We start from the raw sequence: 23435 nt of genomic DNA, 5'->3' as shown, positions 1-23435 counted from the left end.
TAGAATATTATATATTTTATGTGTCATTACCATATCGATTTTTTCAGAAATATGTTATCCTTAACTACAATTTGGAAGTTTGTTTGCATAATGTTCTAAATTTATCAAACATATTTTACAAAATAGTGATATGATAGTAATTGAATGATTTACACTGTTATGGATTACAGAAGTTTTATATTGAAATGTCCATAGAACAGTTTTACAATACTAGTTAGACACGCTCAATACTCTGTGTTTACTTATTTGTTATTTTACATTTTCTATCATATGTTTATATGGTATTAATTTATCAGGAGGTTTGTTTTAATGGCAAAGTACACAATTGTAGACAAAGACACTTGCATCGCATGTGGTGCTTGTGGCGCAGCTGCACCAGATATTTATGATTATGATGACGAAGGAATTGCATTCGTTACATTAGATGATAACCAAGGAATAGTTGAAGTCCCGGAAGTTCTTGAAGAAGATATGATGGATGCTTACGAGGGCTGCCCAACAGATTCTATAAAAATTGCTGATGAAAAATTTGATGGTGACGCATTAAAGTTTGAATAGATAAATGAAACAGTCCATTGCATTAACAATGGACTGTTTTTTTATTTTATTTCGTTATTTTCGTAAAAGAACCTTTGTTAAAGTAATTCTCTTACAAAGTATGAACGATAGATTTCGTTAACCAAGTTTTAATCTTTGTCATCAAAGCAAATAATAAAATACTTATCATAACACCTTTAATTAAATTAAACGGCATGATTGCAGCAATAACGAGTTGTTTTGTTGCCTCATTAGACATTGCTGGCATATTAAGAAATAATGTATAAGCAGGCATGATAAGATAATAATTTAGCACACTCATAACTACAGTCATTAAAATTGTACCGAAAAATAAGCCAACAAATAACGACTTCATGCTTTTATATCGTCTAAAAAATATCGCAATTGGTAAAATAAACAATGATCCAGCAATGAAGTTTGATAATTCTCCAACTGGAACTCCAGTTGCGCTAGTTTGTATAAGGTAGTGTAAAATATTTTTAATCCCTTCAACCATTATCCCTGCAATTGGCCCGAAAACAATTGCTGCTATTAATGCTGGTATATCGCTAAAATCAATGAGTAAAAAAGCTGGGAATCCCGGAAAGGGAAAATCGAGCATCATTAGTAAATAAGCAATTGTACTTAACATTCCTACTGTTACATTTCTTCTGACATGACTATGTTGCATGGTTGTCTCTCCTTTTCTGATCTCATCTCGAAAAAGAGAAAGTTCATTCATTAGACAAAAAGCCCCTTATAAATAGATAAATTATCTACTTATGAAGGGGCTTTATTCCATGTCTAAATAAACGTTTGATATCATTTTTTTCAAACGGATAGAACCTCCATCTTCTCTCATCCAGACTTTACTGTCGGTTCTGGAATCACACCAGATCATGCCAAAAAATTGGCTCGCGGACTTAGATAAGGTATCCTCACCGCCGGTCGGGAATTTCACCCTGCCCCGAAGATTGATCATTTTTTCATTTAGTATATACCTAAAAGGAGATTTTGTATAGAATTTTGACTTCTTTCCCTTAATCTTCTCATTTGTACCTCAGCATAGTTTTTTAGTGCCTTACAATGAGTATTGAGGCTGTTAGACATACAATATTATCTGTTTCACGAGATAGTTTAGTTACTTAATTACTGAAAATTAGTTATTACAAAGCTTACATACACAGGTTTTTTAAGAAGCTGGATTTATGACAAGTACCTGATTTGGGTATATCGTTTCGTTTTTTAAATCATTCTTCTCCATAATCTGGTTAGGATTTGTTTTATATTGATTTGCAATTGAATGTAGGGTGTCACCTGATTTTACAACATACTTATATTCCATATTCGAATGAATCGAAATTTCTTGGCCTGGGTATATGTAGTCAGACTTTATATGATTCCATTCCTTAATCTGACGAACAGATACATTGTATTTTTTGGAATACCTCCACAGTGTATCACCTTTTTTCACTTTAATTACGTTGTGATTACTATGATTTTTTTTGTCTGATTCATTTTTAGCACTTATTAATTTTACTTCTTTCTTACTAGTAGTCTCTTGTTGCCGTGATGCTGAAACGGAAGAATCTGTTAATTGAAAGACAAAGAAAGGGTCTAATGCATGGTTTTTATCGACAGTCCACTCACCTTTATGTAATTCGAAATGCAGATGTGTACCAGTTGAAATCCCTGTATTACCAATTATCCCTAGAGTTTGTCCTTTTTTTATTGACTCTCCTTCATTGACTAACCGCTTACTAAGATGTGCATAAACAGTCTCATATCCTTCTGGATGCTTAACAAATACTACATGTCCATAGGAATCAGAATAATACGATTTTGTCACAACACCATCCGAGACAGAGAGAATATTCGTTCCTTCAGGTGCTGCAATATCAATTCCTTTATGATGACCATTTCTAGTACCGAATGTATCTGTTATTTTACCTTGTACTGGTTGTACCCAATTATTTTCAATTTCTTTAATAGACGTATGTGCACTAACAATATTTATATCGACCAGAGTCAAAATCATCATCACTACTACTAAAAATACCGATCGTTTCATTATCATTAACATTTCATTCTCCCCTTACATGTTTTGCTTTTCGTTATGGACCTCTGACATTCACTAGATAGTAATTGACCAAACTACAACGCATGTACGAAATCTCGCACTTTTTATGCTAGGCTTGAATTCTCTCAGTAACAATTATGTACAATTCATTAGTACACGTCCATTGTATGTAGACTCGTCTGAAAAAAGAACATGTGTAGTATATAACATAATTTTCCTAACTATACATTTATTAATTGAACTTTTCATTAAGTTTTTTTCCGACTATTATTAGTTGGTCTAATTTCAATAAATATAAGAGACTTCTCTGGTATTTTTTTGATGTCGGTCGGTTACTTATTTGAGCAAAGTTACCATGTAAAAACACGTCAATTTTACTCGTACCATAAAAAAGAGACCCCTCAAAGGGAGTCTCTAATTAGCATCTATCGGGTTTGGTGAGTAAGGTACTGCAATTGGTTTAGTAACATCCATATTTCCAATTTTATCTATGCCAATCCCTTTAAAAAGTACTCTTTCAAAGCCAAATTCTTTAGCAACTAGTAAGATTGATTCTAACATTATAATATATTCTTGATTATTAAGGAACTTTGAGTCTGCATGAAAAGTTATTTCCAGCATGTTATTTTGCTCTGTAATTGTTTCTATGTTGATATTGTCCAAAATCGTTGACTTTAAATTGTAGTTGTCTTGGTTGTTTTTCATATCCTCTAGCGCCATATTAATTGAATCATATGGATTAGGAGAGGGAACGAGAAGTTTCAATGTATTTTGATTATATTGATAGAGAAAATAAGCTTTTTTTCGTTCGTGTGGAACCTCTAAATTATCTAAAACACCTGAGTGTGGTAGTTCGATTCCTTTTTCATCATTTGTATATAAATATGCGTGTTTATAATCATGCCATCTAAAAGTTTCGATAATTGCGTTTTTAAATAATTCCTCACTTCTTGAACCATTCATTTGTTGCTCTTGGTTCAATTCTATTCGTATTTCCTCTTGATTAGGTTGTTCTATATCTATTCCTTGCAATTCATATGTGACAGGTCCTAATTCATCATAGTAAACCTCTGGTACTATTTCTTCTAAAACCTCGATATTCTCAGGATTTTCTTCTAACATGATCGTAATTGGCAAGATGACTTGGGCTTGCTCGTCTGTAAATCCAATCGTAATTGTATTATTGGCATCACTTTCTGCTAAAACAAATGTTTTCTGTTCTTCCTCCACTTGTTCATTGGATTGTTCAGTAACTGCATACTTCTTATTTGGTTCACTATCTATGTCTTTTGATTTAGTTTCCATGCTCTCAGATTTCTCTTCAATTGCTAATTCGCTATTATTGTTTAGTTCAGCATTGCCAGAATCCATTATGCTGGAACTTTTTTGTTCTGCGATATTAAAATTTGAAAGCAAAAAAGGTGACATAATTACCATAATACAAATGGCAGCAATAGAAGCAATAGCCGGCGCAAACCATTTTTTCTGTTTTCTCCTATAATGGAGTTCATTAGAAATATTTTGATATATTTCTTCTGGATTTTGTTTATCCTTTACTTTTGGTAATTGCTTCATTAAATGTTCAACTTTTTCTTCATTCCACGCCTGTTTTCCCAATCGGATGCCCCTCCTTTTCAGAGATGCTACTCATTACTTTTTGTAAATGTTTAAGCGCACGATGTTGAGTTGTCTTAACTTTGCTTACCGTCCAACCTAATGCTTCTGCAGTTTCCGAAATTGATAATTCTTGAATGTAACGCAAAACAAGTACTGACCTTTGATCAAACGTACAATTGTTTAATGATTTGTACATCCATTTAATTTGTTCATTTTGCAATACGACTTCATCTGGTAAAGCATGACTATCAACTAACTGTTGCCGATCCCAGTCAAATTTTTCGATAATTCTTTGTCGTAACGAGTTTTGCTTTCGAAACCAATCAATCGCAACATGCCTCGCAATTGAAAATAACCAAGTTTTTTCACTACTTCTTCCTTCAAATCGGTCATAGGATTTTAAAACCCTTATATATACTTCTTGAACGAGATCTTCCGCTTGTTCTCGACTTTTAACCAAATAAAATAAAAACTGAAATAAATCGTGATGATATTTTTCATATATTCTTTGAAAGGTATCCTCCATGAATGCCCCTCCATTTCTCAATTAGTCGTTATGTAAAAAAAAAAGTTGCAATGCTTATATAAAGAAATATAAATGAAATATTAATGTAACATTTGAAACTTATCTTCTCTACTTTAGCATATTTTCTACTTAACTATGAAGATATTTTTCAAATATTGTCATTTCTTTATTATATAGTAGATAATTCAAATGCAACATTAAGCACATACCGACTAAGTTAAATTATCTTAAACTAGGCACAATTATTAATACGGTTATTTAAGTGATTCAGGTAAGTAGTTAAATCCGTGGAGATTCCACTACTTACAACTACTTAGTATAAAGCAACATTGAGTTAGAAAATAGATATTCCTTATTTTTAGATTCTATAATATTATTTCTATAAAACTCAGAGATAAAAGGAAGATTTTATGAATATGTTGATGTGGCCATCTAATTTAGAATTGCACAAATACACTCTAGTTCCAATACTTCTATTTATTGAAACAAATAAAGCCTACCAAGATGTGACTAGTTGGTAAGGCTTCTGTTTATTTATATTCATTATTCTGGCTACTTCGTTTTAAAAACAAGTGCACTTCTTTCATATTCTATATCGTTTAAACCTAATCTGAAGTTGATTACTCTTGCAATCGCAAATAAATAATCTGATAAACGATTTAAATATTTCAACACGACTTCATTGCAACATGGATCATTCTTCATTAGTGTTACAACGTTACGCTCCGCTCTCCTCGTAACAGTTCTTGCAATATGAATAACTGCCGCCGCAGGACTTCCTCCCGGCAAGATAAAGCGTTCAAGCTCAGGTGCTTCAGATACGTAATAATCAATTCGCTCCTCTAAAAAATCAATCATATCCATCTTCGCTTTATATGGATATTTTTCCTTCACGACAGCTAAGTCTCCCCCACAATCAAACAATTCATGTTGAATTTTAATTAGTTCATTATAGATGTCAGAGAACATTGGATCCGATAAATATGTGAGTGCTTGACCGATAAAACTATTCGCTTCATCAATTGTCCCATATGCTTCTACCCTTAAATTGTCTTTATCGACACGACCACCTATGACACTTGTTTGCCCTTTATCTCCAGTTTTTGTATATAGTTTCAATATAAGACGCTCCTTATTGTAAGTAATAAGTTAAGATTCTTGATTCATCATTCTTTTGAAAAGACCTGTTTTCTATCGTAAACATTTTATTCTTTACAAAGGTAACGCTAAGGAGTTAACCTCTAATGCAGTAGTTTTCAAAAAAACCCATTCACTTACAGCTTTCACTATTTATATAGTGTTTCTTATGAAACAAGATTGTTCGGCATAATCATTCAATATCCACCTTTTTTCGTGGGATAAAGATACTAAATGTCGTACCTTCATCTAATTTACTATGAACTTGAATTTTTCCTAGATGAGCTTCAACTATATTTTTAGCAATAGCTAAACCTAGACCAGTACCAGAACGGCCACGTGTTCTTGCTTTATCAGCTTTATAAAACCTCTCAAATACGAACGGTAAATCTTCATCAGGGATTCCACAACCTGAATCTTTTATTTGAATGTTCAATCCTTTATTATCATCATAAACAATTATATCCACACTGCCATTTTCTAATGTATGTCTAATCGCATTGTCAATTAAATTTGTTAACACTTGTTCAATTCGATCAGGGTCAATGACATATTCATATCTTTCAAGATTTAATTTACCTCTTAACATAATTTCTTGTTCTTTCGCAGGACCTTGAAACTTTCTTACAATTTTATCGATAAAGGCCTCTATTTCAACCGATTCAAGATTTAGTGAAATATGGCCTGCTTCCATTCTGGCTAAATCTAATAAATCATTTACCAGCCTACCCATTCTTAATGATTCATCGTGGATAACTTGTGCTATTTCTTTCTTTTCCTCTTCGGAACTTGCAATATCATCTACTATTGCCTCGCTATAACCTTGTAGCATTGCAAGTGGTGTTCGCAATTCGTGACTAACATTTGCAATAAAATCTTTCCGTAATTTATCTAAACGTCGCTCTTCTGTCATGTCACGTAGAACAGCAACTGCACCCCTTACATCTAATTGGTTATACAGTGGGCTCATTAATATAACCCAACTTCTACCTTGTAATGTAATTTCTAATAATTGTTCTTTATTTTCACTAACAACTTGTTCAAATAACACGTTAATTTCATGTGGCAGTTCCTCTTTAACATCAAGTTTACCTTGTTCAAAATACCAGGCTTCAAGGAATCTCTCTGCAGGGGGATTCGTCACCAATGTTTCTCCATCAATATTTAATGTGATAACACCGTCAGCCATACTGCTAAGAATATTCGTTAAGTGCTCCTTTTCCTGACTTAATGCATTGATATGGAACTTTAGTTGTTTCCCCATTTGGTTAAATGTTGTTCCTAGTTCCCCAATTTCATCATTTGATAAAATCGGTACACTTGTATCAAATTTCCCTCTAGCTAAATCTTGAGCAACTTCTCTCATTTTACGAAGTGGATAAGTAATTCTTGTCGATAAAAAGAAAGCAAAGATAGTTGTTAAGATAAACGCGATACCACCTGCTAGGAAAATATATTTGGTTGTATTTTTCGTAGTCTCATGAACTGCTTTTAATGATTGGGATATAAACACTGCTCCGTATTCAGAGCTATTTACTTTATATGGGACACCAACAACTAATACTTCTTCTTCACTGTTAGAATACTGATTAGCAGGGTCATTTAAGTTTGTTCTTTTACTAATCGATTCTTGATTAATAAGAACGTTCTGTAAGTCTGGGTCATTTTTAATATTTGCTAACTCAAGATGGGTTATTTCCTCATAATCATTAGGTGATTTCCAGTAATTTTGTTGATTCTCTATAATTAATATATCTGTAAGTTCATCAGTTAATTCCCACGATATGGACCTAGCTAATTCCTGGTCCTCATGACTTTCTAGTATGACTGATACCTTTTTTGCTAGTTGGTCTATTTCATTTTCAGCAACATCCACATGATACCCTTCAATAAACTCCAGCATTAAGATTGTTAAAATAAACAGGACAAAGCATACTAGTAGTAAAATAGTGCCCCATAATTTACCAACTACACTTCTAAATAATATCATGCATTAGTAACCTCAAATTTGTAACCGACTCCCCACACTGTGACAATCATTTTTGCAGCCTCTGGTGAGACTTTGCTTAATTTTTCTCTTAATCGTTTCACATGAGTATCAACTGTACGTAAATCGCCAAAAAACTCGTATTGCCAAACTTCTTTTAATAATTTTTCCCTATCGTAAACCTTATCAGGTGTTTTCGCTAAAAAATATAATAATTCATATTCTTTTGGTGTCAAACTAACCTCTGAACCGTCAGCAGTTACTCGATGTGCGTCGTGGTCAATTGAAAGATGTGGGAACACAATTACATTATTTGCTTTCGTCTCTGTTTTTAAATAGGACGTTTGTGATGATCTACGAAGTAAAGCTTTTACTCTTAACACTACTTCTCTAGGGCTAAAAGGCTTCACGATATAATCATCGGTACCAACTTCGAAGCCTTGCACACGATTTGCCTCTTCTCCTTTTGCTGTTAACATAATAATTGGTGTTGCAATTTTTTCTCTAAGCTTTTTACATACTTCTATTCCATCTAAACCAGGCATCATTATATCAAGCATAATCAAGTCATACTCGTTATTTAAACCTAGTTCCAAAGCTTCTGTTCCATCTTGCGCTTCAACAATTTCATAATTTTCTCTTTCTAAATACATTCTTAATAACCGTCTAATACGTTCTTCATCATCAACAACTAAAATTCTTGCATTTGTCTCTTCCATCAAAAAAACCTCCCTATTCGCTACTACTTTTTCATTAAATCATTTTACTTGTATCCAACTTGGACGATGCGAATTGTAAATCCTTCTATAATTGCTCTTTAGCTAGAGGCTAACCATTCTAAGCGTTGATATCATCAATTTAACAAGCGCTAAAACGAGAAGTATAATATTAAAAGGCCTTCACTGCATGAGAGTGAAGGCCTTAATAGCAGTGTTTAAACTATTATCTTACCCTTTTGCACTTTTATGTTAATTTCTTCAAAAAATTTGTTTTATGCGTATGAATGAAGTCCTGCAATTACTAGGTTTACAAAAATAAAGTTAAACATAATGATTGCAAAGCCAATCACCGCAAGCCAAGCTGACTTCTCACCATGCCATCCTTTTGATAATCGCAAATGTAGGTACGCAGCGTAAAATAACCACGTTATTAGTGCCCAGACCTCTTTAGGGTCCCATCCCCAAAACCTGGTCCAAGCAATTTGTGCCCATATCATCGCAAAAATCAATGCCCCTAAAGTAAAAATAGGGAAGCCAATCGCTACAGAGCGATAACCAATTTCATCTACTAAATCTAAATTAACATTTTTCGTGAACGGCTGTAAAACTGCTGCCAATCGCTTTCTTACAATTAACCGTATTACTAAATAAAGAATTGAACCGATTATTACTGACCAAATGACTGTATTTAGTTTTGAAGCCTCAATTATCGCAGGTAATTGAAGTAAAGGTTCAAATCGCCCTTCTGTCTGTAACTCTCCTTCATTAGGGCCAACTAATGCAGGCAATTGGTATGACATTACCGCCTCTTCGCCTTCTTTATTAATCCACTTAAAGTCAGCTTGATAATCCATTGTTTTAAACGTCATTGTAGTCAAAATAAATCCTAACGTCACAACGAGTACATACATAATGCTTTCAAGCCAAAATGTCTTCTTAGTAGACTTTTGCTGATCAACAACTCTTACAAGATGAATAATTCCGGCAATTGCACTAATCGATAAAACTGCCTGTCCTAGTGCAGCAGTTGTTACATGAATATACAACCAGTGACTTTGTAATGATGGAATCAATGGCGTAATGTCTGTTGTAAACATACTGCCATAAGCAATTAATAATAAAACAATTGGTAATGTAAATAAACCTAGCACAGCTACTTTATAAATAAAATATAAAATAATGAAAGCTAATACTAGCATCATTCCGAATGCAGTTGCAAATTCAAACAAGTTACTAACAGGTGCATGTCCTGACGCAATCCATCTAGTTATAAAGTATCCTACATTTATAATAAAACCAACTATTGTTGTTACGACAGCAAGTATTGTCCACTTACTCTGTTTATCATGCTTATTCCGTTTATCTCGTATTGAACCACCGAAAAGAAAAATGGCAATTAAATAGACTATAAAAGCAATTTCTAATAGCGTACTACTAATAGCTGCCACATGTCCCCCTCCTTAATATAGCGTATCTCCAGTATGGTGCTTTAATAAAAATCATTCTGTAAATCTTGTTATTTTTGCATCCCCCGGACAGTCTCAGCTACTTAAGCATAAGCCTAGTCCATGAAAACGTTAATCAAAAGAAACGAGAGCTAGTGTTCATTAATTTGAGTTTTTACTCTTTTTCCTTTTGGTCAATTGGTTGTTGTAGTGATGTATCCTGTAAAATAAATTTCAACTCATTTTGTAAGCCATACCAGTTCTTATTTGTATGTCCTGCAATTAATACTTTACTATCAAGCTGTTTTATCCATATACGACGGTGATTCCAATACATACCTTGAATTAGACCAATCATAAAAATGGCACCACCTAAACCAAGTATCCATAATGTTAAATCTTTTCTAACCGTAAGTCCTGACAAGCTAACCGTTTCTATACCGGCAAACTTCATTTTATATTTATTCTCTCCGTCTGGTTCAATAGTATTTTGAATTGCAACAAAACTCTTCTCACCATTAGGAGTCTCAGGAGTGATTATTTTGAATACAAAAGCTGGATTGTAAGGTGATCTCGATTTAGTCTCAGGGATACCTTCTTCATTATAATAGAAGTCTGGTAAGTAGGTTGCTAACTCTACTTTATAACCATTACCTAAATCATATTCTTTATCAGGGTCATGCAAATCAATCGTTATCTCTCCAAAACTTTCTTCTGATTCTTTTTCTATTAAACTAAATTTCATTTTACTAAATTCATTTTGATTATAGGAAGTTTGATATAAAGCGAATGAATCGAACTTAAGAGGTTCATTCACCCGAATTTCTTCATTTTTTAACTCTTTAAGTTCCGGCTTTGCACCATGGACGAATTTACCTACTCTTTCATACAAAACAACATTTGATTGAAAGTTTTTCGCAACACTGCCATCACCGGCTTCATTAATCGCATTTTCAAACACTTCATTTTCTTTGTCTTTCTCATAAACTTCTAAAAGAAACTTTTCATTTTTCAAGTAATATTTGCCTTCAGTTCCTGGAATAACAGCTGTTTCACCTTCTCTTATCCAAAGCATTTCATCAACATACATCCCTGGAACTGTACGGAGCATAGCTCCAATTAAAAAGATAATTAATCCGCAATGATTTACATAAGGACCCCATCTTGAGAATCTGCCTTTCTCGGCAAAGATATTACCATTTTCCTCTCTTACATGGTAACGCTTAGAAGTTAGTTTCGTCTTTATCTCTTCTACATTCAATTGGTTTGTTTCAGTTGAGCTAAATAATCTTTGTCGCTTTAAAAATGACTCATGCCTTACAACACCTTGTTTCTTTAAAGCTCGATACAAAGGTACGAACCGATCTAAGCTAGCAATAACTAGTGACATACCAAGTAAAGCTACTAAAATAATATACCACCAGGAGTCATATAAATTGTGAAAACCTAACTGATAATATAGTTGTCCTAATACCCCATACTCTTCTTTGTAAAACTGAGCGGGAGTAACAGTTTTGGGTATATAAAATTCCTGTGGAAATATTGTTCCGATTGCTGATGCTAATAGTAGCAATACAATTAACCATATACCAACCTTAACAGACGAAAAGAAATTCCAAATTTTATCTACAATTGATTTTTTATAGGTTTGAGAACGTCTTGCTGACCCATCATATTTCATATCCAATAACTTAGTTGTTTCTTTTGTTACCTTTTCATCTATTGGATTCCCACATGACCCACACAAAATAGTGCCTTCTGGATTTGCATGACCACACTCACATTTAACCTTATTCATGCTAAAAAACTCCCCATTTATGGTTTTATCTGTTCCATAAAGTCCCTTACAAGTCTTTCAGATAATGAACCTGATGTTATATGTACGACTTCCCCTTCTGGATTAATAAGAAACGTTGTTGGTAAAGGGTCAACTCCATAGGCTTGTAATACTTGCCTATCCTTATCTAGTACAATGGGAAATGTTAAATTTAGTGCATTACTAAAACTCTCCACTGCTATATTAGATTCTGCTATGTTGACAGCCAATACCTCTACACCTTGTGACTTGTAATATTCATATTGATTTTGCATATATGGCATTTCACGTTCACAAGGTTCACACCATGTTCCCCAAAAGTTTAAAAACACACCTTTCCCCCGGTAATCAGATAACTGGTGCTCCTTACCGTCAAGGTCTTTTAATACAAAGTCAGGTGCTTTATCTCCAATTTTGACCTTTTCCTTATTTATAAAAAAGTTGGAATATAAGGTATATCCTAGCGCACAAATTAATATGATTAAAATAATTGAACGCATAAGTAATCGTTTCTTTTTCAAGCATATCACCTACTTTTTACACATTCAGTACAATTATATCATTTTGTAATAAATCAACTGACGTATATTTTGACGTTTATGTGAATTGTTATTTATATTGCTTTCCATGGGTAGCCAATGCGTGAAGCTGTTTCACTTCATGCGGAGTTAATTCTCTTGCATCTCCAGTTGATAGTCCTCTCAAGTCTAGGAAAGCATAACGCTCTCTCTTTAATTTTTGAACTGGAAACCCTATTGCATCAAACATGCGTCGCACTTGTCGATTTCTACCTTCATGAATCGTAAGTTCAACTATACATGTTTGCTTCTTTTTATCCATCGATAACATCTTCACTTGTGCTGGTGCTGTTTTACCATCCTCTAAATGGACACCTTTTGCTAACTGGCGCATTTTTTCTTTAGTAATGATCCCTTTCACTTTTGCTACGTAAGTTTTATCTACTTCGTAACGGGGATGCATTACACTATTTGCAAATTCCCCATCGTTAGTTAATAATAGCAATCCTGATGTATCATAATCTAGTCTTCCGATTGGATAGATTCTTTGTTCAATATGTGGAAAGAAGTCTGTGACGACCTTTCTGCCTTTATCATCTTTTACGGCAGATATAACGCCAGCTGGTTTATAAAATAATAAATAAACTGGTTCTTCTCTTTCGAGGGGTACACCTTCTACCTCGACTTTATCATTTTCACTTACTTTTGTTCCTAATTCCTTTATTACCTTACCATTAACCTTTACTTTTCCTTCTAATATTAATTGCTCCGCTTTTCTTCTAGAAGCGATACCTGCATGAGCAATTACTTTTTGTAACCGTTCCATTCCATTCACCTCGTTAACATATTACTGTTTTCATTCTATATACACAAGTAGTGATTATTAAAAGAAATGATTTCATTCTATCTAAAGCATTTCTTAATATATATTTTGTGGACGTGCTTCCCCATCATACCATAAATTTAATTGATAGTTTCTGGCGAACATTTCTTTTGTCATTTTATCACTTACAAATTCATGTAGAAACTTAGCCAGCTGCTATTAATCTTAATACTAGCTCTTTTCTAAAAAGTTAGTTGCTTTTTGCGCAAACTTTATTCATAGGTTGGTTAGAGCGTAAGTCCGCGACTCTTGCGGTATGCGGAGGAAGGGTGAGACGTTAACAGGCGTTTACGCTTAGGAATCGAAAAGCACCTTAATACGAATCTAACTTATTTATTGATGGGTAAATAAAAAGGACTATACTCTAAAAACAAGCGAGAGTAAGTCCTTATAAACAGTCTCTTTAACTTCCAACTATTCGACAAGGCGTTTAGGATAACCTCTTATGCAAATAACAAGGTAACGATAATAATCGCTGCAATAATCCCAACTAAATCTGCTAATAGACCAACTTTTAGGGCATCTCCCATTTTTTTTATGCCTACCGCTCCAAAATAAACTGTTAATACATAAAGGGTTGTATCTGTACTACCTTGCATTGTAGCAGCAAGGATCCCGATGAAAGAATCAGGTCCGTATGTAGCAATTATATCTGAAGTTAACCCAAGTGCAGCAGTTCCAGAAATCGGCCGTATAAATGCAAGTGGTACAATTTCAGCAGGCACATGTAATACTTCTAGTAAAGGTCGCATTGAATTCATTAAAAATTCTAAAGCGCCTGACGCACGAAATATTGATATAGATACTAGCATTCCTACTAAATACGGAATTATCGAGAATGCAATTGATATCCCCTCTTTACCACCTTCAACAAAGGTTTCATATGTTGGAACCTTTTTAATTGTCCCATAGATTAATATGAAACCGATTATAATTGGTATTAACCATAACGAAATGACACCTATAACACCCATGAACTTTTCACCCTTTTCTCTTTCTACGATAATAGAAGAATCGATCGATTAATATAGCGCCTAATGTTGATATAAATGTAGCTAATAACGTTGGACCGACAATACTAGTTGGTGAGGATGAACCATAAGTTATCATTATCGCTATGACCGTTGTAGGAATTAAGGTTAAGCTCGATGTATTAATGGCTAGAAATGTAATCATTGATCTACTCGCTTTATCGGAATTACCATTAAGAACTTTTAACTGTTCCATCGCCTTAATTCCTAGTGGTGTCGCTGCATTTCCTAAACCGAACAAATTCGCCATCATGTTTGATAGCATATAGCCCATTGCTGGATGTTCAGGTGGAACTTCCGGAAAAAGTCTTGTTACAATAGGTTTGAATAAATTCCCGAGTTTTTCCAATAACCCAGCTACCTCGGCAATTTTCATTAGACCTAACCAAAAAACCAATACACTAATTAAACCTATCGAAATCGTAACAGCTTCTTTGCCTCCTTTGAAAATCGCTTCATTAACCTGATCCATCGTACCATTAAACATCGCAAAGACAATTCCTATCACAGTTAATAGCATCCAAATAATATTAACCATATTACTTAACTCCTGTTGTAATCAAGAAGATTCTTTTGAAATTGTCCCAAAACGTATCTGGTTTTTTCACTGCCCCGTTTTCATAAAAGATAGGAACTTCTGAAATTTGTTCATTATCTACTTTTACAGATAACTTCCCTATAACATCAGGAACATCCTCTGGTTTTTTCCATTGCTTTTCAGGTTTCTGTAATAAAAGATTAATATGCACCTTTTCTTGTTCTTTAGGAGTTAAGGGGTAGACAATATCCCTCTTAATAAAAACCATATCTTTATAAAACTCATCTTCAATATTAGTTAAACGTCCCTTTGCCTTTAGTTTAACTAATTCATATTGATTAAAAGCATAGTCATGAAGATTCATATGGTCTGTCCAATCATCTGGATCGTTTAATGTAACAACAATCGTATTCATACCATTTTTAGAAGCTGTTGAAACAAGTGTTCTTTTTGCTCTAACTGTATAGCCTGTTTTTCCACCTGTACTATACTTATACATACTGGTTAATAATTTGTTTTTGTTATGCCATACTCTGTCCCATTTTTCATTTGGATTTGGTGCCCGATATGTTTCTGTACTTGAGACTTTCCGATAAGTTTCATTTCTCATTGCGTATTGAGTTAATATCGCCATATCATAAGCTGTTGAATAATGGTCCTCATGATCATCTAAACCATGTGGGTTAGCAAAGTGAGTGTTTCTCATCCCAATTTCTTCTGCTTTTTGATTCATTAAAACGACAAATCCTTCTAGACTCCCCCCTACATGCTCTGCAATTGCAACACCGGAGTCATTTCCTGAACGTAGCATTAATCCATAAACTAAATCCTCCAGTGCAATTTTTTCGCCTTTTTGTAAGTAAAGGGATGAACCTTCTGCTTTCGTAGCTCGTTCACTAACTGTAACAGTCTCTTTAAGCTTACCTGACTCTATAGCAAGAATTGCAGTCATAATCTTTGTTATACTAGCAATTCTCATTTTCTGATGTGCATTTTTTTCATATAAAACTCTTCCTGACTCTTGTTCTATTAAAATTGCAGATCGTGCACTAACTCCTATAGCCGCTGTTTTGTGCGGGAAAACGGAAAGAAGTAAAATGAAAATGACAACTCCTGTTGTTATTTTTCTTACATACGGCAAACCAATCACGTCCTCTTACTTGTTTTGTACAAGTTTATGCACGTGGACAAAGCTTATGTATAAAATTTATTGATCTCATAGCTAAAAGGTTATTGTTATGAATCGAAAACAGTCATTGTTCCTACTAGATATTTCTCAAAATTGCTTGTTTCTACGAGGGGTGTTAAAAAAGCAAACTTTATCTTCCTTCAATAACCTCACCGATTTTCCCAATACTCACTTTCTCTAATCGCAAATCAGCTACTAACTCTTTATCCTCAACTAAAAAAAGACCCTTTAGCATCATAAACAAATTTATGATTGCTAAGGGTCTTTTTAGTTGAGGTCTTCAAGGGCATCATTAAATTTTTCAAAAAATAAATCAGCTTCCTCTTGTTCAAATTCATCACCTGATTTCTCTGGCAATGGAGGCAGCTCTTCTAATGATTTCAAGCCAAAGTGTTCTAAAAATTCTTTTGTAGTACCATACAGTATAGCTCGACCAGTACCTTCAACTCTGCCTACTTCTTTAATTAGTACTTTTGAAACTAATGTTTGAATTGGTCTTTCTGTTTTAACACCACGAATCTCCTCTATTTCCGTCCGCGTAATCGGCTGACGATATGCAACGATGGCCAATGTTTCAAGTGCTGCTTGAGATAGTGTCGTATTTACAGGTGATTCAACTAGTCGCTTTAAGTATAATGAATGTTCTTTCTTAGTAGTAAGCTGATAATGTCCAGCAACCTCTACTAATTCAATACCACGTTCTCGAACTCGATAACTTTCCTCAAGTTCTTTTATAATTTCGATCACTTCATGCTCTTGTAGCTCGAGCACTTCAATTAATTGTTTTAAAGATAGGCCTTCATCACCAGAAGCGAATAGAAGCGCCTCTACAATTGATTGCCATTCTATTAAACCATAGGACATTGACGCTATACACTCCCCATAATAAAAATATCTGAAAAGTTATTTTCCTGCTCAATCAGGATCATATGTGATTTCATTAATTCTAATATTGCTAAAAAAGTAACAACTAGATGTTCCTTACTATTTGACGGAAATAACTCAACAAATCGGCGTCTGCCTGGATTTCTTCTTAAATCTTCTAGAATTTCTTCCATTCTCTTTTCGATCGGTATTTCCTGTCTCGTTATCCTTGTTTGTATTGGTTTTTGCAGTTTTTTTCGCCTTAACATCTTTTGGAAGGCTCCAAGCATATCATATATTGTTACATTTAAAGAATCCGTCTGACTTACTGTTTGTTCACCAAACTCACTTAAATCACTAGGAGCTTTTGTATAAACCTGTGATCGTTCTTCCTCTAAATCTCTCAAGTCTTGCGCAGCTTCCTTATATTTCCTATACTCGATTAACCGTTGCATAAGTTCTTCTCGAGGGTCATCCTCTAATTCCTCTACATATTCCTCATCAAATAGAGTTTCCTCTTGCTTGGGCAGTAACATTCTACTTTTTATTGACAATAAAGTAGCTGCCATAACCAAATATTCAGAAGCTACATCAAGCTCTAATTGCTGCATCGTATGAATGTACAACATATATTGCTCTGTAATTTCTGCTACAGGTATATCATATATATCTATCTCTAAACGATTTATTAAATGAAGGAGTAGGTCTAGAGGTCCTTCAAACGCATTAATCTTTACGTGATACTGCATTTTTTACTATCCCACCATTCTACCAACTAGCCAACATATAGTATAGAATAAATTCTGCATATCTCCAAGAATAATTATTGATATTCATTTAAATTACGAGTTAATTACCAATATATTGTTTTTATGTTATAAAGTGGCTTCATCTTGTGATTCCATCAGTTTTCAATTTGCCCGACTCTATGTGGAAGGGTTTCTTTTGCAACTTCTTTTAACTTTCCAATTCACCAAAACATTGAAGGAGGTACTATGAAGTTCCTTCAATTTGTTTAGTTGTGAATACTATATCATTTTAATCAAATAAATTTTTTCAAATCTGGACTTATGCCCATACAACTTAACCCATTACTCATATATTACAAATGTAAGCTATCATGAAGGAGGAATTTATTATGGGTGAACATGGATTTAATTATGGTGGAGGATTTGCGTTAATCGTTGTTTTATTCATTTTATTAATTATTGTTGGTGCAGCTTGGCTATAAGATGACATAGGTAAAGGCGAGGCTAACATCCCTCGCCTTTACACATTATAAATAATTAAAATTTGACCAAAGATATATATGTTACTACACTTATAATGACTAGAAAATATTTGACAAGGCAGTGATTTTATTGAAGTACGATATTGAATATATAAATTTTCTCCTACAGTTTCATTGTGAACGGGATTATTTTGAATGTCATGAAATTCTAGAGGAATTCTGGAAAAAGAACCCGGTTAATCATAGAAATGATTATTTAGTTGGGCTAATCCAAATGTCTGTTGGTTTGTATCACCAACGACGAGGGAATTATGCCGGTGCGCTGAAGATGATAACAAACTCCATACATATATTACATAAAGAAAAAATCATTTTCCCTAAACTAGGACTAGATTATGATAAGCTTCTAAAAGCACTAGAAAAGCGAAAGTTAGAAATTATGAATCATCAAGCTTACTATAGTTTTGACTTACCGATTGTTGACAAATCATTATTGGAACATTGTAAAACTCTCGCTAAAGAATCTCAGCGTAATTGGGGCGAGACGAGCGACTTATCTAATGAGTACATTTTACATAAGCATATGAAGCGTGACCGTACCGAAGTGATTCAGGAAAGAGAAAAACAATTATTACAGCGTCAAGCTAATAGAAAATAGAAATTCTTAGTTCGTTTGAATAAAAAAGGGTCTGCTCTACAAAAACAATTTATATAAATAAATTGTCATTGCAGGAGTTAGACCCTTTTATGTTTACCATTTTTAATTGATCGATATTTAATTATTGACTTGAAAAACTAACAATTATCAGTATCAAGACATTTCTCAAAAAATGCCTCTGTTTCATGATTCGGTATCACTGTTTTATGTTTGTACATTTCCTTTAAAGCATTAACCATCTGTTTGCCAATCCCCTGTCCACGGTGTGATGGATTGACACTAATATGCTGAACCTCAACCGTATTCTCCCCATTAAAAATAACACCAATCGCACCAATTATATCCTCGTCTTGCTTCCAAAGAAATAATTGCCAGTCTTCTGCAGTTTCATATTGCTTAATTGTTTGTTGTAACTGCTTTAAATCTTTTTCTGCTGGCATAAAAGATAAAAGACCCATAGCAATTTTTTCAAAACTTTTTTTAAAGCGAATTAACATATATACCCCTCATTAACTAAATTGCAATTTATTCAGCAATAACAATAATTAACTCCTCACAACATTATAAACAGTTTCGAATCGTTTTTAAACACTTTTCAGTAATTTATCCGATATCTTTTAATAAGTTTGCCATTTCAATTGCAGTTGCAGCAGCTTCGTAGCCTTTATTACCTGCCTTTGTTCCGGCTCTTTCTATTGCTTGCTCTATCGTTTCCGTTGTTAAAAGTCCAAAGATAACCGGCACACCTGTTGATAATGATGCTTTAGATATACCTTTCGCTGCTTCATTACATACATAATCATAATGAGTTGTTGCACCTCTTATGACTGTTCCTAGAGTAATAACTGCATCGTATTTTCCTGATTCAGCTAATTTTTGTGCTACTAGCGGTAATTCAAAAGCACCTGGAACCCATGCAATCGTTACTTCATCTTCACTAACTCCGTGCCTTTTCAGTCCATCTTCAGCACCACTCAAAAGCTTAGATGTAATAAATTCATTAAAACGTGCGACAACAATTGCCACCTTTAAACCACTACCAATTAAATTTCCCTCAAATGTATTCATACCCATTACCTCCAATAATTTTTAAATATAATCAACAATTTTCACTTGTGGCTATACATAATCTATAAATGTAGAAAATGTCCAATTTTATCATTTTTTGTTTTGTCATTACGTACATCTTTACCTCTAGTAGGTATTTCTATTGGGATGCGCTCCACAATAGACAAATCATATCCTTCTAACCCTGTAATTTTCCTTGGGTTATTTGTAAGTAAATTCATTTTTTCTATACCCAAATCTTTTAATATTTGTGCCCCAATACCGTAATCTCTTAAATCTGGAACAAGTCCTAACTTTTCATTAGCGGAAACAGCATCAGTTCCTTGCTCCCTAAGTTTATACGCACGCATTTTGTTAAGTAAACCAATACCTCTACCTTCTTGCCGCATATACAATAATACACCGCTACCAGCCTTTTCAATATGTGAAAGTGCCGCGTGTAATTGTGGGCCACAATCACATCGATACGAGCCAAAAACATCACCAGATAGACATTCAGAATGTACTCTTACGAGTGTTGGTTCATCACTATTTATCGTACCTTTAACTAAAGCAACATGCTCTTTATCATCTATAGAGTTTGAATAACCAATTGCCCTAAATGTACCATATTCTGTCGGCAAATCAATTTCTACTTCACGTTTTATTAATTTTTCACTTCGATTACGATATTCAATTAAATCCTTAATAGTAATTATTTTCACACCAAGCTCGTTAGCTATTTCAAGCAAGTCTGGTACTCTTGCCATTGTTCCATCTTCTTTTATAATTTCACAAATGACACCACCTGGTTTGGCACCACATAAGATGGATAAATCCACAGCTGCCTCAGTATGACCAGCTCTTCTTAAAACACCACCTTCTTTAGCTACCAGTGGGAATGTGTGACCAGGTCTTTTAAAATCAGCTGCTTTTGTTTCATCTGCGAGAAGTGCTTTCACAGTGTCCGCTCTTTCAAAAGCGCTTATGCCAGTCTTATTTGTCTTATAATCAACACTAACTGTAAATGCTGTTCCATGTGGGTCTGTATTTTGTGATACCATCGGATACAAGTCTAATTTTTTTGCTTTTTCCTCAGTAATTGGTACACAAACTAGCCCTCTACCATGTTTTATCATTAAATTAATAATATCTGGCGTAATTCTATCCGCTAATGCTATAAAATCACCCTCATTTTCACGATCCTCGTCATCTATTACAATGACAGCCTTACCTTCTTTCAAATCTTCTAGTGCCTCTTCAATTGTATGAAACATTAACTTAGCCTCCTCACAATCGTTCAACTGCAGAATGCTTTCTAGTAAAAGCCATTCTCCTTTAAAAAGGATTCACTTAATGACGAACTTTTTTGTTGAACTTGCTGATTTATAAACTTTTTTATATATTTTCCAATCATGTCACATTCTATATTTACAATATCGCCGACACCTTTTTGTTCGAGAATTGTTTCTGATAATGTGTGCGGAATAATTGAAATCAATATCTTAGTTGCTTCTAAACCAAATATCGTCAAACTTATTCCGTCAATCGTTACAGAACCTTTATGTATTAAAGTATCAGTTAACTTCTCTAAAACTTCAATCTCATAATAAACTGCATTTGATTCTCTTGTTTTTCTAACAATTTTACCAGTACCATCTACATGTCCAGAAACAAAATGACCTCCAAACCTACCGTTAGCAGACATCGCTCTTTCTAAGTTTACTTTTGAACCTTTTGATAAAATTTTTAGTGATGTACTTTTAACTGTTTCCGGCATAACATCAACTTGAAAAGAGTTTGACGTAAACTCTGTTACGGTTAAACAAACTCCATTTACTGCAATACTGTCACCTAATGAAATATCCTCCATTATTTTTTTTGCATCAATTTTAAAATTAATTGAGCTTTCCGTACTACGAATACTAGTTATCGTACCTATTTCCTCAATGATACCTGTAAACACTTTGCCACCTCAATTCAGTTCCTATGTTACCCGAGGGAGTTAATAAATCAAAAAAAATCCCCATAGTCAAAAGACATTGGGGACATTTTGTATGTGAAAAATTGATATTTGACAAACTCAAATAAGAGTATTATTTCCATAATTTAATAACTAATCATAACTTTTAGATTGAAACAGATGTTCATTAGTACTCGCTAAATACAATAGGTTCTATCTATGTCAGAGCATTTATATATTGTACTCAACCTACATGCGATATTATTTTAGTAAAATCTTTAGCTCGTACATTCAAATATAGTTACAATTGTTAATAAAAAGGAAATGATAATACACCGCTAATGCGCAATTCTTCTCCCATCCAGACTGTTACTGTCGGTCCTAGATTCTCACTAGGTCCACCGTTAATTTGATTCAACATTAACGGGTCACGGACTTAGAAGTGTTCAACTTCATCACCGCCGGTAGGGATTTCCACCCTGCCCCGAAGAATTTAGATGACTTATAAACCAATCATCTACTATGTAATTTTTACTGATTCCTTTAACAATATTATATGAGGAATCCTTAATTTTAAATGAATATTATCACTGAATCGTATTCAGTGCAAGAAAATCGCTTTTGAAAAATTATTTTTTTCGGTTCGCGACCAAGCACTTTTTAAAAAAGTTAGTGTAGAAAGCAACAATTTTTTTTTGAAAAAGCCCAAGTTTTAAAAACAGAACTTTAATTATTACAGGGTAAACAAACTATCTTGTACTAAACCTCATGATATTATGTACCAAGGATTACTCATTTAAAAAAGGCAGGAGCCTTTATCCCCTACCTCACATTGCTTTCTATTAATTACTCAGCATCAAATACTCTAACTTCTGTCATTTTGTCCCCATTTTTCATATTAAGAGCAGTTTCCAGGCCTGATGTAACCTTCCCAAACACTGTATGTACTCCATTTAAATGAGGTTGTGGTTCATGCACAATAAAGAATTGACTTCCACCTGTATCTTTACCAGCATGCGCCATTGATAAAGAACCTGCTTCATGTTTATGTGGATTACCTTCTGTCTCACATTTAATCGAGTATCCTGGACCACCTGCTCCTGTACCGGTCGGGTCTCCACCTTGGCTCACAAAGCCAGGGATTACTCTATGAAAGGTTACGCCATCATAAAAGCCCTCGTTAGCTAGTTTCTCAAAGTTAGCTACTGTGTTAGGAGCTTCATTAGGATAAAATTCTAACTCTATCTTTTCTCCATTTTCCATTACTATGTATCCTTTTTTAGCCAAAGAAAACATCTCCTTTTATGTAAAATCAATCTCTATAATAACATTTTTAAAGTTAAAAAGAAAAGCTGTAGCCTTGCTTCACCTAAACACTTTCACTATTTACTTGTTATCAACACTAAACTGTACTATTATTTTCTTCATCTAGCAATTCTTTGTTATACTGATCTTTAAGTCATCACATTCTAGGGTAACCTTTTCATATTTATTCTTGTTTTAAACAATCTTTTAGAAAGGCTGTTTTCGTAAACATTGTTGCTTTTAACTGAATTGTCGTTTAGGGTTTATTTCCGCTACAGTGCTCGCTTTCCGCGGGGTGGGTGGTGAGCCTGTCTAGCTTCGGCGGCTACCTGTTAACAAACTTC

Annotated in this window: 24 protein-coding genes and 2 riboswitches; of the genes, 3 read left to right on the top strand and 21 right to left on the bottom strand. The window is 34.0% G+C overall.

The window, feature by feature from the left end; translation table 11 throughout:
- The first annotated feature begins 309 nt into the window (after positions 1-309).
- On the top strand, positions 310-558 hold the full coding sequence (locus J2S19_RS19875) for a ferredoxin (RefSeq protein WP_307345520.1): 249 nt from the start codon (positions 310-312) through the stop codon (positions 556-558).
- Between the two features lie 91 nt (positions 559-649).
- On the opposite strand, the gene J2S19_RS19870 is transcribed toward J2S19_RS19875, so the two are convergent.
- From J2S19_RS19870 to J2S19_RS19795, 16 genes are all read right to left on the bottom strand, one after another.
- Positions 650-1228, bottom strand: coding sequence for an ECF transporter S component (locus J2S19_RS19870; RefSeq protein WP_307345517.1), 579 nt, complete (start codon positions 1226-1228; stop codon positions 650-652).
- A gap of 155 nt (positions 1229-1383) precedes the next feature.
- A riboswitch (FMN riboswitch) is annotated at positions 1384-1516 on the bottom strand.
- Positions 1517-1729: 213 nt separating this feature from the next.
- Positions 1730-2620 carry a LysM peptidoglycan-binding domain-containing protein gene (locus J2S19_RS19865; RefSeq protein ID WP_307345514.1) on the bottom strand — a complete coding sequence of 297 codons (891 nt, stop codon included), beginning with the start codon at positions 2618-2620 and terminating at the stop codon, positions 1730-1732.
- A 411-nt stretch (positions 2621-3031) separates the two neighbouring features.
- Entirely contained in the window at positions 3032-4234 is a 1203-nt protein-coding gene (locus J2S19_RS19860; protein ID WP_307345512.1) for an RsiX family anti-sigma factor, read from the bottom strand.
- The gene (sigX, locus tag J2S19_RS19855) at positions 4212-4760 is read right to left on the bottom strand and encodes an RNA polymerase sigma factor SigX (RefSeq protein ID WP_307345510.1); all 549 of its coding nucleotides are present in this window, start codon (positions 4758-4760) and stop codon (positions 4212-4214) included. The genes J2S19_RS19860 and sigX overlap by 23 nt, the downstream gene beginning before the upstream one ends.
- Before the next feature lie 552 nt (positions 4761-5312).
- On the bottom strand, positions 5313-5879 hold the full coding sequence (locus J2S19_RS19850; protein WP_307345507.1) for a cob(I)yrinic acid a,c-diamide adenosyltransferase: 567 nt from the start codon (positions 5877-5879) through the stop codon (positions 5313-5315).
- A 211-nt stretch (positions 5880-6090) separates the two neighbouring features.
- Positions 6091-7887 (bottom strand): ATP-binding protein, encoded by a 1797-nt coding sequence (locus J2S19_RS19845; RefSeq protein ID WP_307345505.1) that lies wholly within the window; start codon positions 7885-7887, stop codon positions 6091-6093.
- Complete coding sequence (locus J2S19_RS19840; RefSeq protein WP_307345502.1) at positions 7884-8603, bottom strand: response regulator transcription factor; 720 nt, start codon at positions 8601-8603, stop codon at positions 7884-7886. Before J2S19_RS19840 ends, J2S19_RS19845 begins: the two co-directional genes overlap by 4 nt.
- 272 nt (positions 8604-8875) lie before the next feature.
- Positions 8876-10051 carry a c-type cytochrome biogenesis protein CcsB gene (gene ccsB / locus J2S19_RS19835; protein WP_307345500.1) on the bottom strand — a complete coding sequence of 392 codons (1176 nt, stop codon included), beginning with the start codon at positions 10049-10051 and terminating at the stop codon, positions 8876-8878.
- A gap of 172 nt (positions 10052-10223) precedes the next feature.
- Positions 10224-11846, bottom strand: coding sequence for a cytochrome c biogenesis protein ResB (gene resB / locus J2S19_RS19830; protein ID WP_307345499.1), 1623 nt, complete (start codon positions 11844-11846; stop codon positions 10224-10226).
- A 17-nt stretch (positions 11847-11863) separates the two neighbouring features.
- On the bottom strand, positions 11864-12385 hold the full coding sequence (resA, locus tag J2S19_RS19825; RefSeq protein ID WP_307345497.1) for a thiol-disulfide oxidoreductase ResA: 522 nt from the start codon (positions 12383-12385) through the stop codon (positions 11864-11866).
- Positions 12386-12473: 88 nt separating this feature from the next.
- Entirely contained in the window at positions 12474-13208 is a 735-nt protein-coding gene (gene rluB / locus J2S19_RS19820) for a 23S rRNA pseudouridine(2605) synthase RluB (RefSeq protein WP_307345495.1), read from the bottom strand.
- Positions 13209-13708: 500 nt separating this feature from the next.
- Entirely contained in the window at positions 13709-14239 is a 531-nt protein-coding gene (locus J2S19_RS19815; protein WP_307345492.1) for a spore maturation protein, read from the bottom strand.
- Positions 14240-14246: 7 nt separating this feature from the next.
- Positions 14247-14834 carry a nucleoside recognition domain-containing protein gene (locus tag J2S19_RS19810; protein ID WP_307345490.1) on the bottom strand — a complete coding sequence of 196 codons (588 nt, stop codon included), beginning with the start codon at positions 14832-14834 and terminating at the stop codon, positions 14247-14249.
- Position 14835: 1 nt separating this feature from the next.
- Positions 14836-15975, bottom strand: coding sequence for a D-alanyl-D-alanine carboxypeptidase family protein (locus tag J2S19_RS19805; protein WP_370875181.1), 1140 nt, complete (start codon positions 15973-15975; stop codon positions 14836-14838).
- A gap of 315 nt (positions 15976-16290) precedes the next feature.
- On the bottom strand, positions 16291-16887 hold the full coding sequence (gene scpB, locus J2S19_RS19800; protein WP_307345488.1) for an SMC-Scp complex subunit ScpB: 597 nt from the start codon (positions 16885-16887) through the stop codon (positions 16291-16293).
- A gap of 5 nt (positions 16888-16892) precedes the next feature.
- The gene (locus J2S19_RS19795) at positions 16893-17636 is read right to left on the bottom strand and encodes a segregation/condensation protein A (RefSeq protein WP_307345486.1); all 744 of its coding nucleotides are present in this window, start codon (positions 17634-17636) and stop codon (positions 16893-16895) included.
- A 389-nt stretch (positions 17637-18025) separates the two neighbouring features.
- Here J2S19_RS19795 and J2S19_RS19790 point away from each other — a divergent pair, with 389 nt between their 5' ends.
- Both J2S19_RS19790 and J2S19_RS19785 read left to right on the top strand, forming a co-directional pair.
- Complete coding sequence (locus J2S19_RS19790; protein WP_098797212.1) at positions 18026-18118, top strand: YjcZ family sporulation protein; 93 nt, start codon at positions 18026-18028, stop codon at positions 18116-18118.
- Between the two features lie 130 nt (positions 18119-18248).
- Positions 18249-18776: a DUF309 domain-containing protein gene (locus J2S19_RS19785; RefSeq protein WP_307345483.1), complete on the top strand. Its 528-nt coding sequence runs from the start codon at positions 18249-18251 to the stop codon at positions 18774-18776.
- A 137-nt stretch (positions 18777-18913) separates the two neighbouring features.
- Here J2S19_RS19785 and J2S19_RS19780 read toward each other — a convergent pair whose 3' ends face one another.
- From J2S19_RS19780 to J2S19_RS19760, 5 genes are all read right to left on the bottom strand, one after another.
- Positions 18914-19273 carry a GNAT family N-acetyltransferase gene (locus J2S19_RS19780; RefSeq protein ID WP_307345481.1) on the bottom strand — a complete coding sequence of 120 codons (360 nt, stop codon included), beginning with the start codon at positions 19271-19273 and terminating at the stop codon, positions 18914-18916.
- 106 nt (positions 19274-19379) lie between these two features.
- Complete coding sequence (ribH, locus tag J2S19_RS19775; RefSeq protein ID WP_307345480.1) at positions 19380-19844, bottom strand: 6,7-dimethyl-8-ribityllumazine synthase; 465 nt, start codon at positions 19842-19844, stop codon at positions 19380-19382.
- Positions 19845-19906: 62 nt separating this feature from the next.
- A complete protein-coding gene (locus tag J2S19_RS19770) occupies positions 19907-21100 on the bottom strand; it encodes a bifunctional 3,4-dihydroxy-2-butanone-4-phosphate synthase/GTP cyclohydrolase II (RefSeq protein ID WP_307345479.1) in 1194 nt (397 codons plus the stop codon).
- Between the two features lie 41 nt (positions 21101-21141).
- A complete protein-coding gene (gene ribE, locus J2S19_RS19765; RefSeq protein WP_307345478.1) occupies positions 21142-21789 on the bottom strand; it encodes a riboflavin synthase in 648 nt (215 codons plus the stop codon).
- Between the two features lie 342 nt (positions 21790-22131).
- Positions 22132-22282, bottom strand: a riboswitch (FMN riboswitch).
- 350 nt (positions 22283-22632) lie between these two features.
- The gene (locus J2S19_RS19760; RefSeq protein ID WP_307345477.1) at positions 22633-23082 is read right to left on the bottom strand and encodes a peptidylprolyl isomerase; all 450 of its coding nucleotides are present in this window, start codon (positions 23080-23082) and stop codon (positions 22633-22635) included.
- Between the last annotated feature and the right edge of the window lie 353 nt (positions 23083-23435).

This window comes from Metabacillus malikii, assembly GCF_030813355.1.
Classification (GTDB): domain Bacteria; phylum Bacillota; class Bacilli; order Bacillales; family Bacillaceae; genus Metabacillus; species Metabacillus malikii.
Note: the sequence above shows the minus strand (reverse complement) of the source record. Positions and strands in the feature narration are given on the sequence as shown.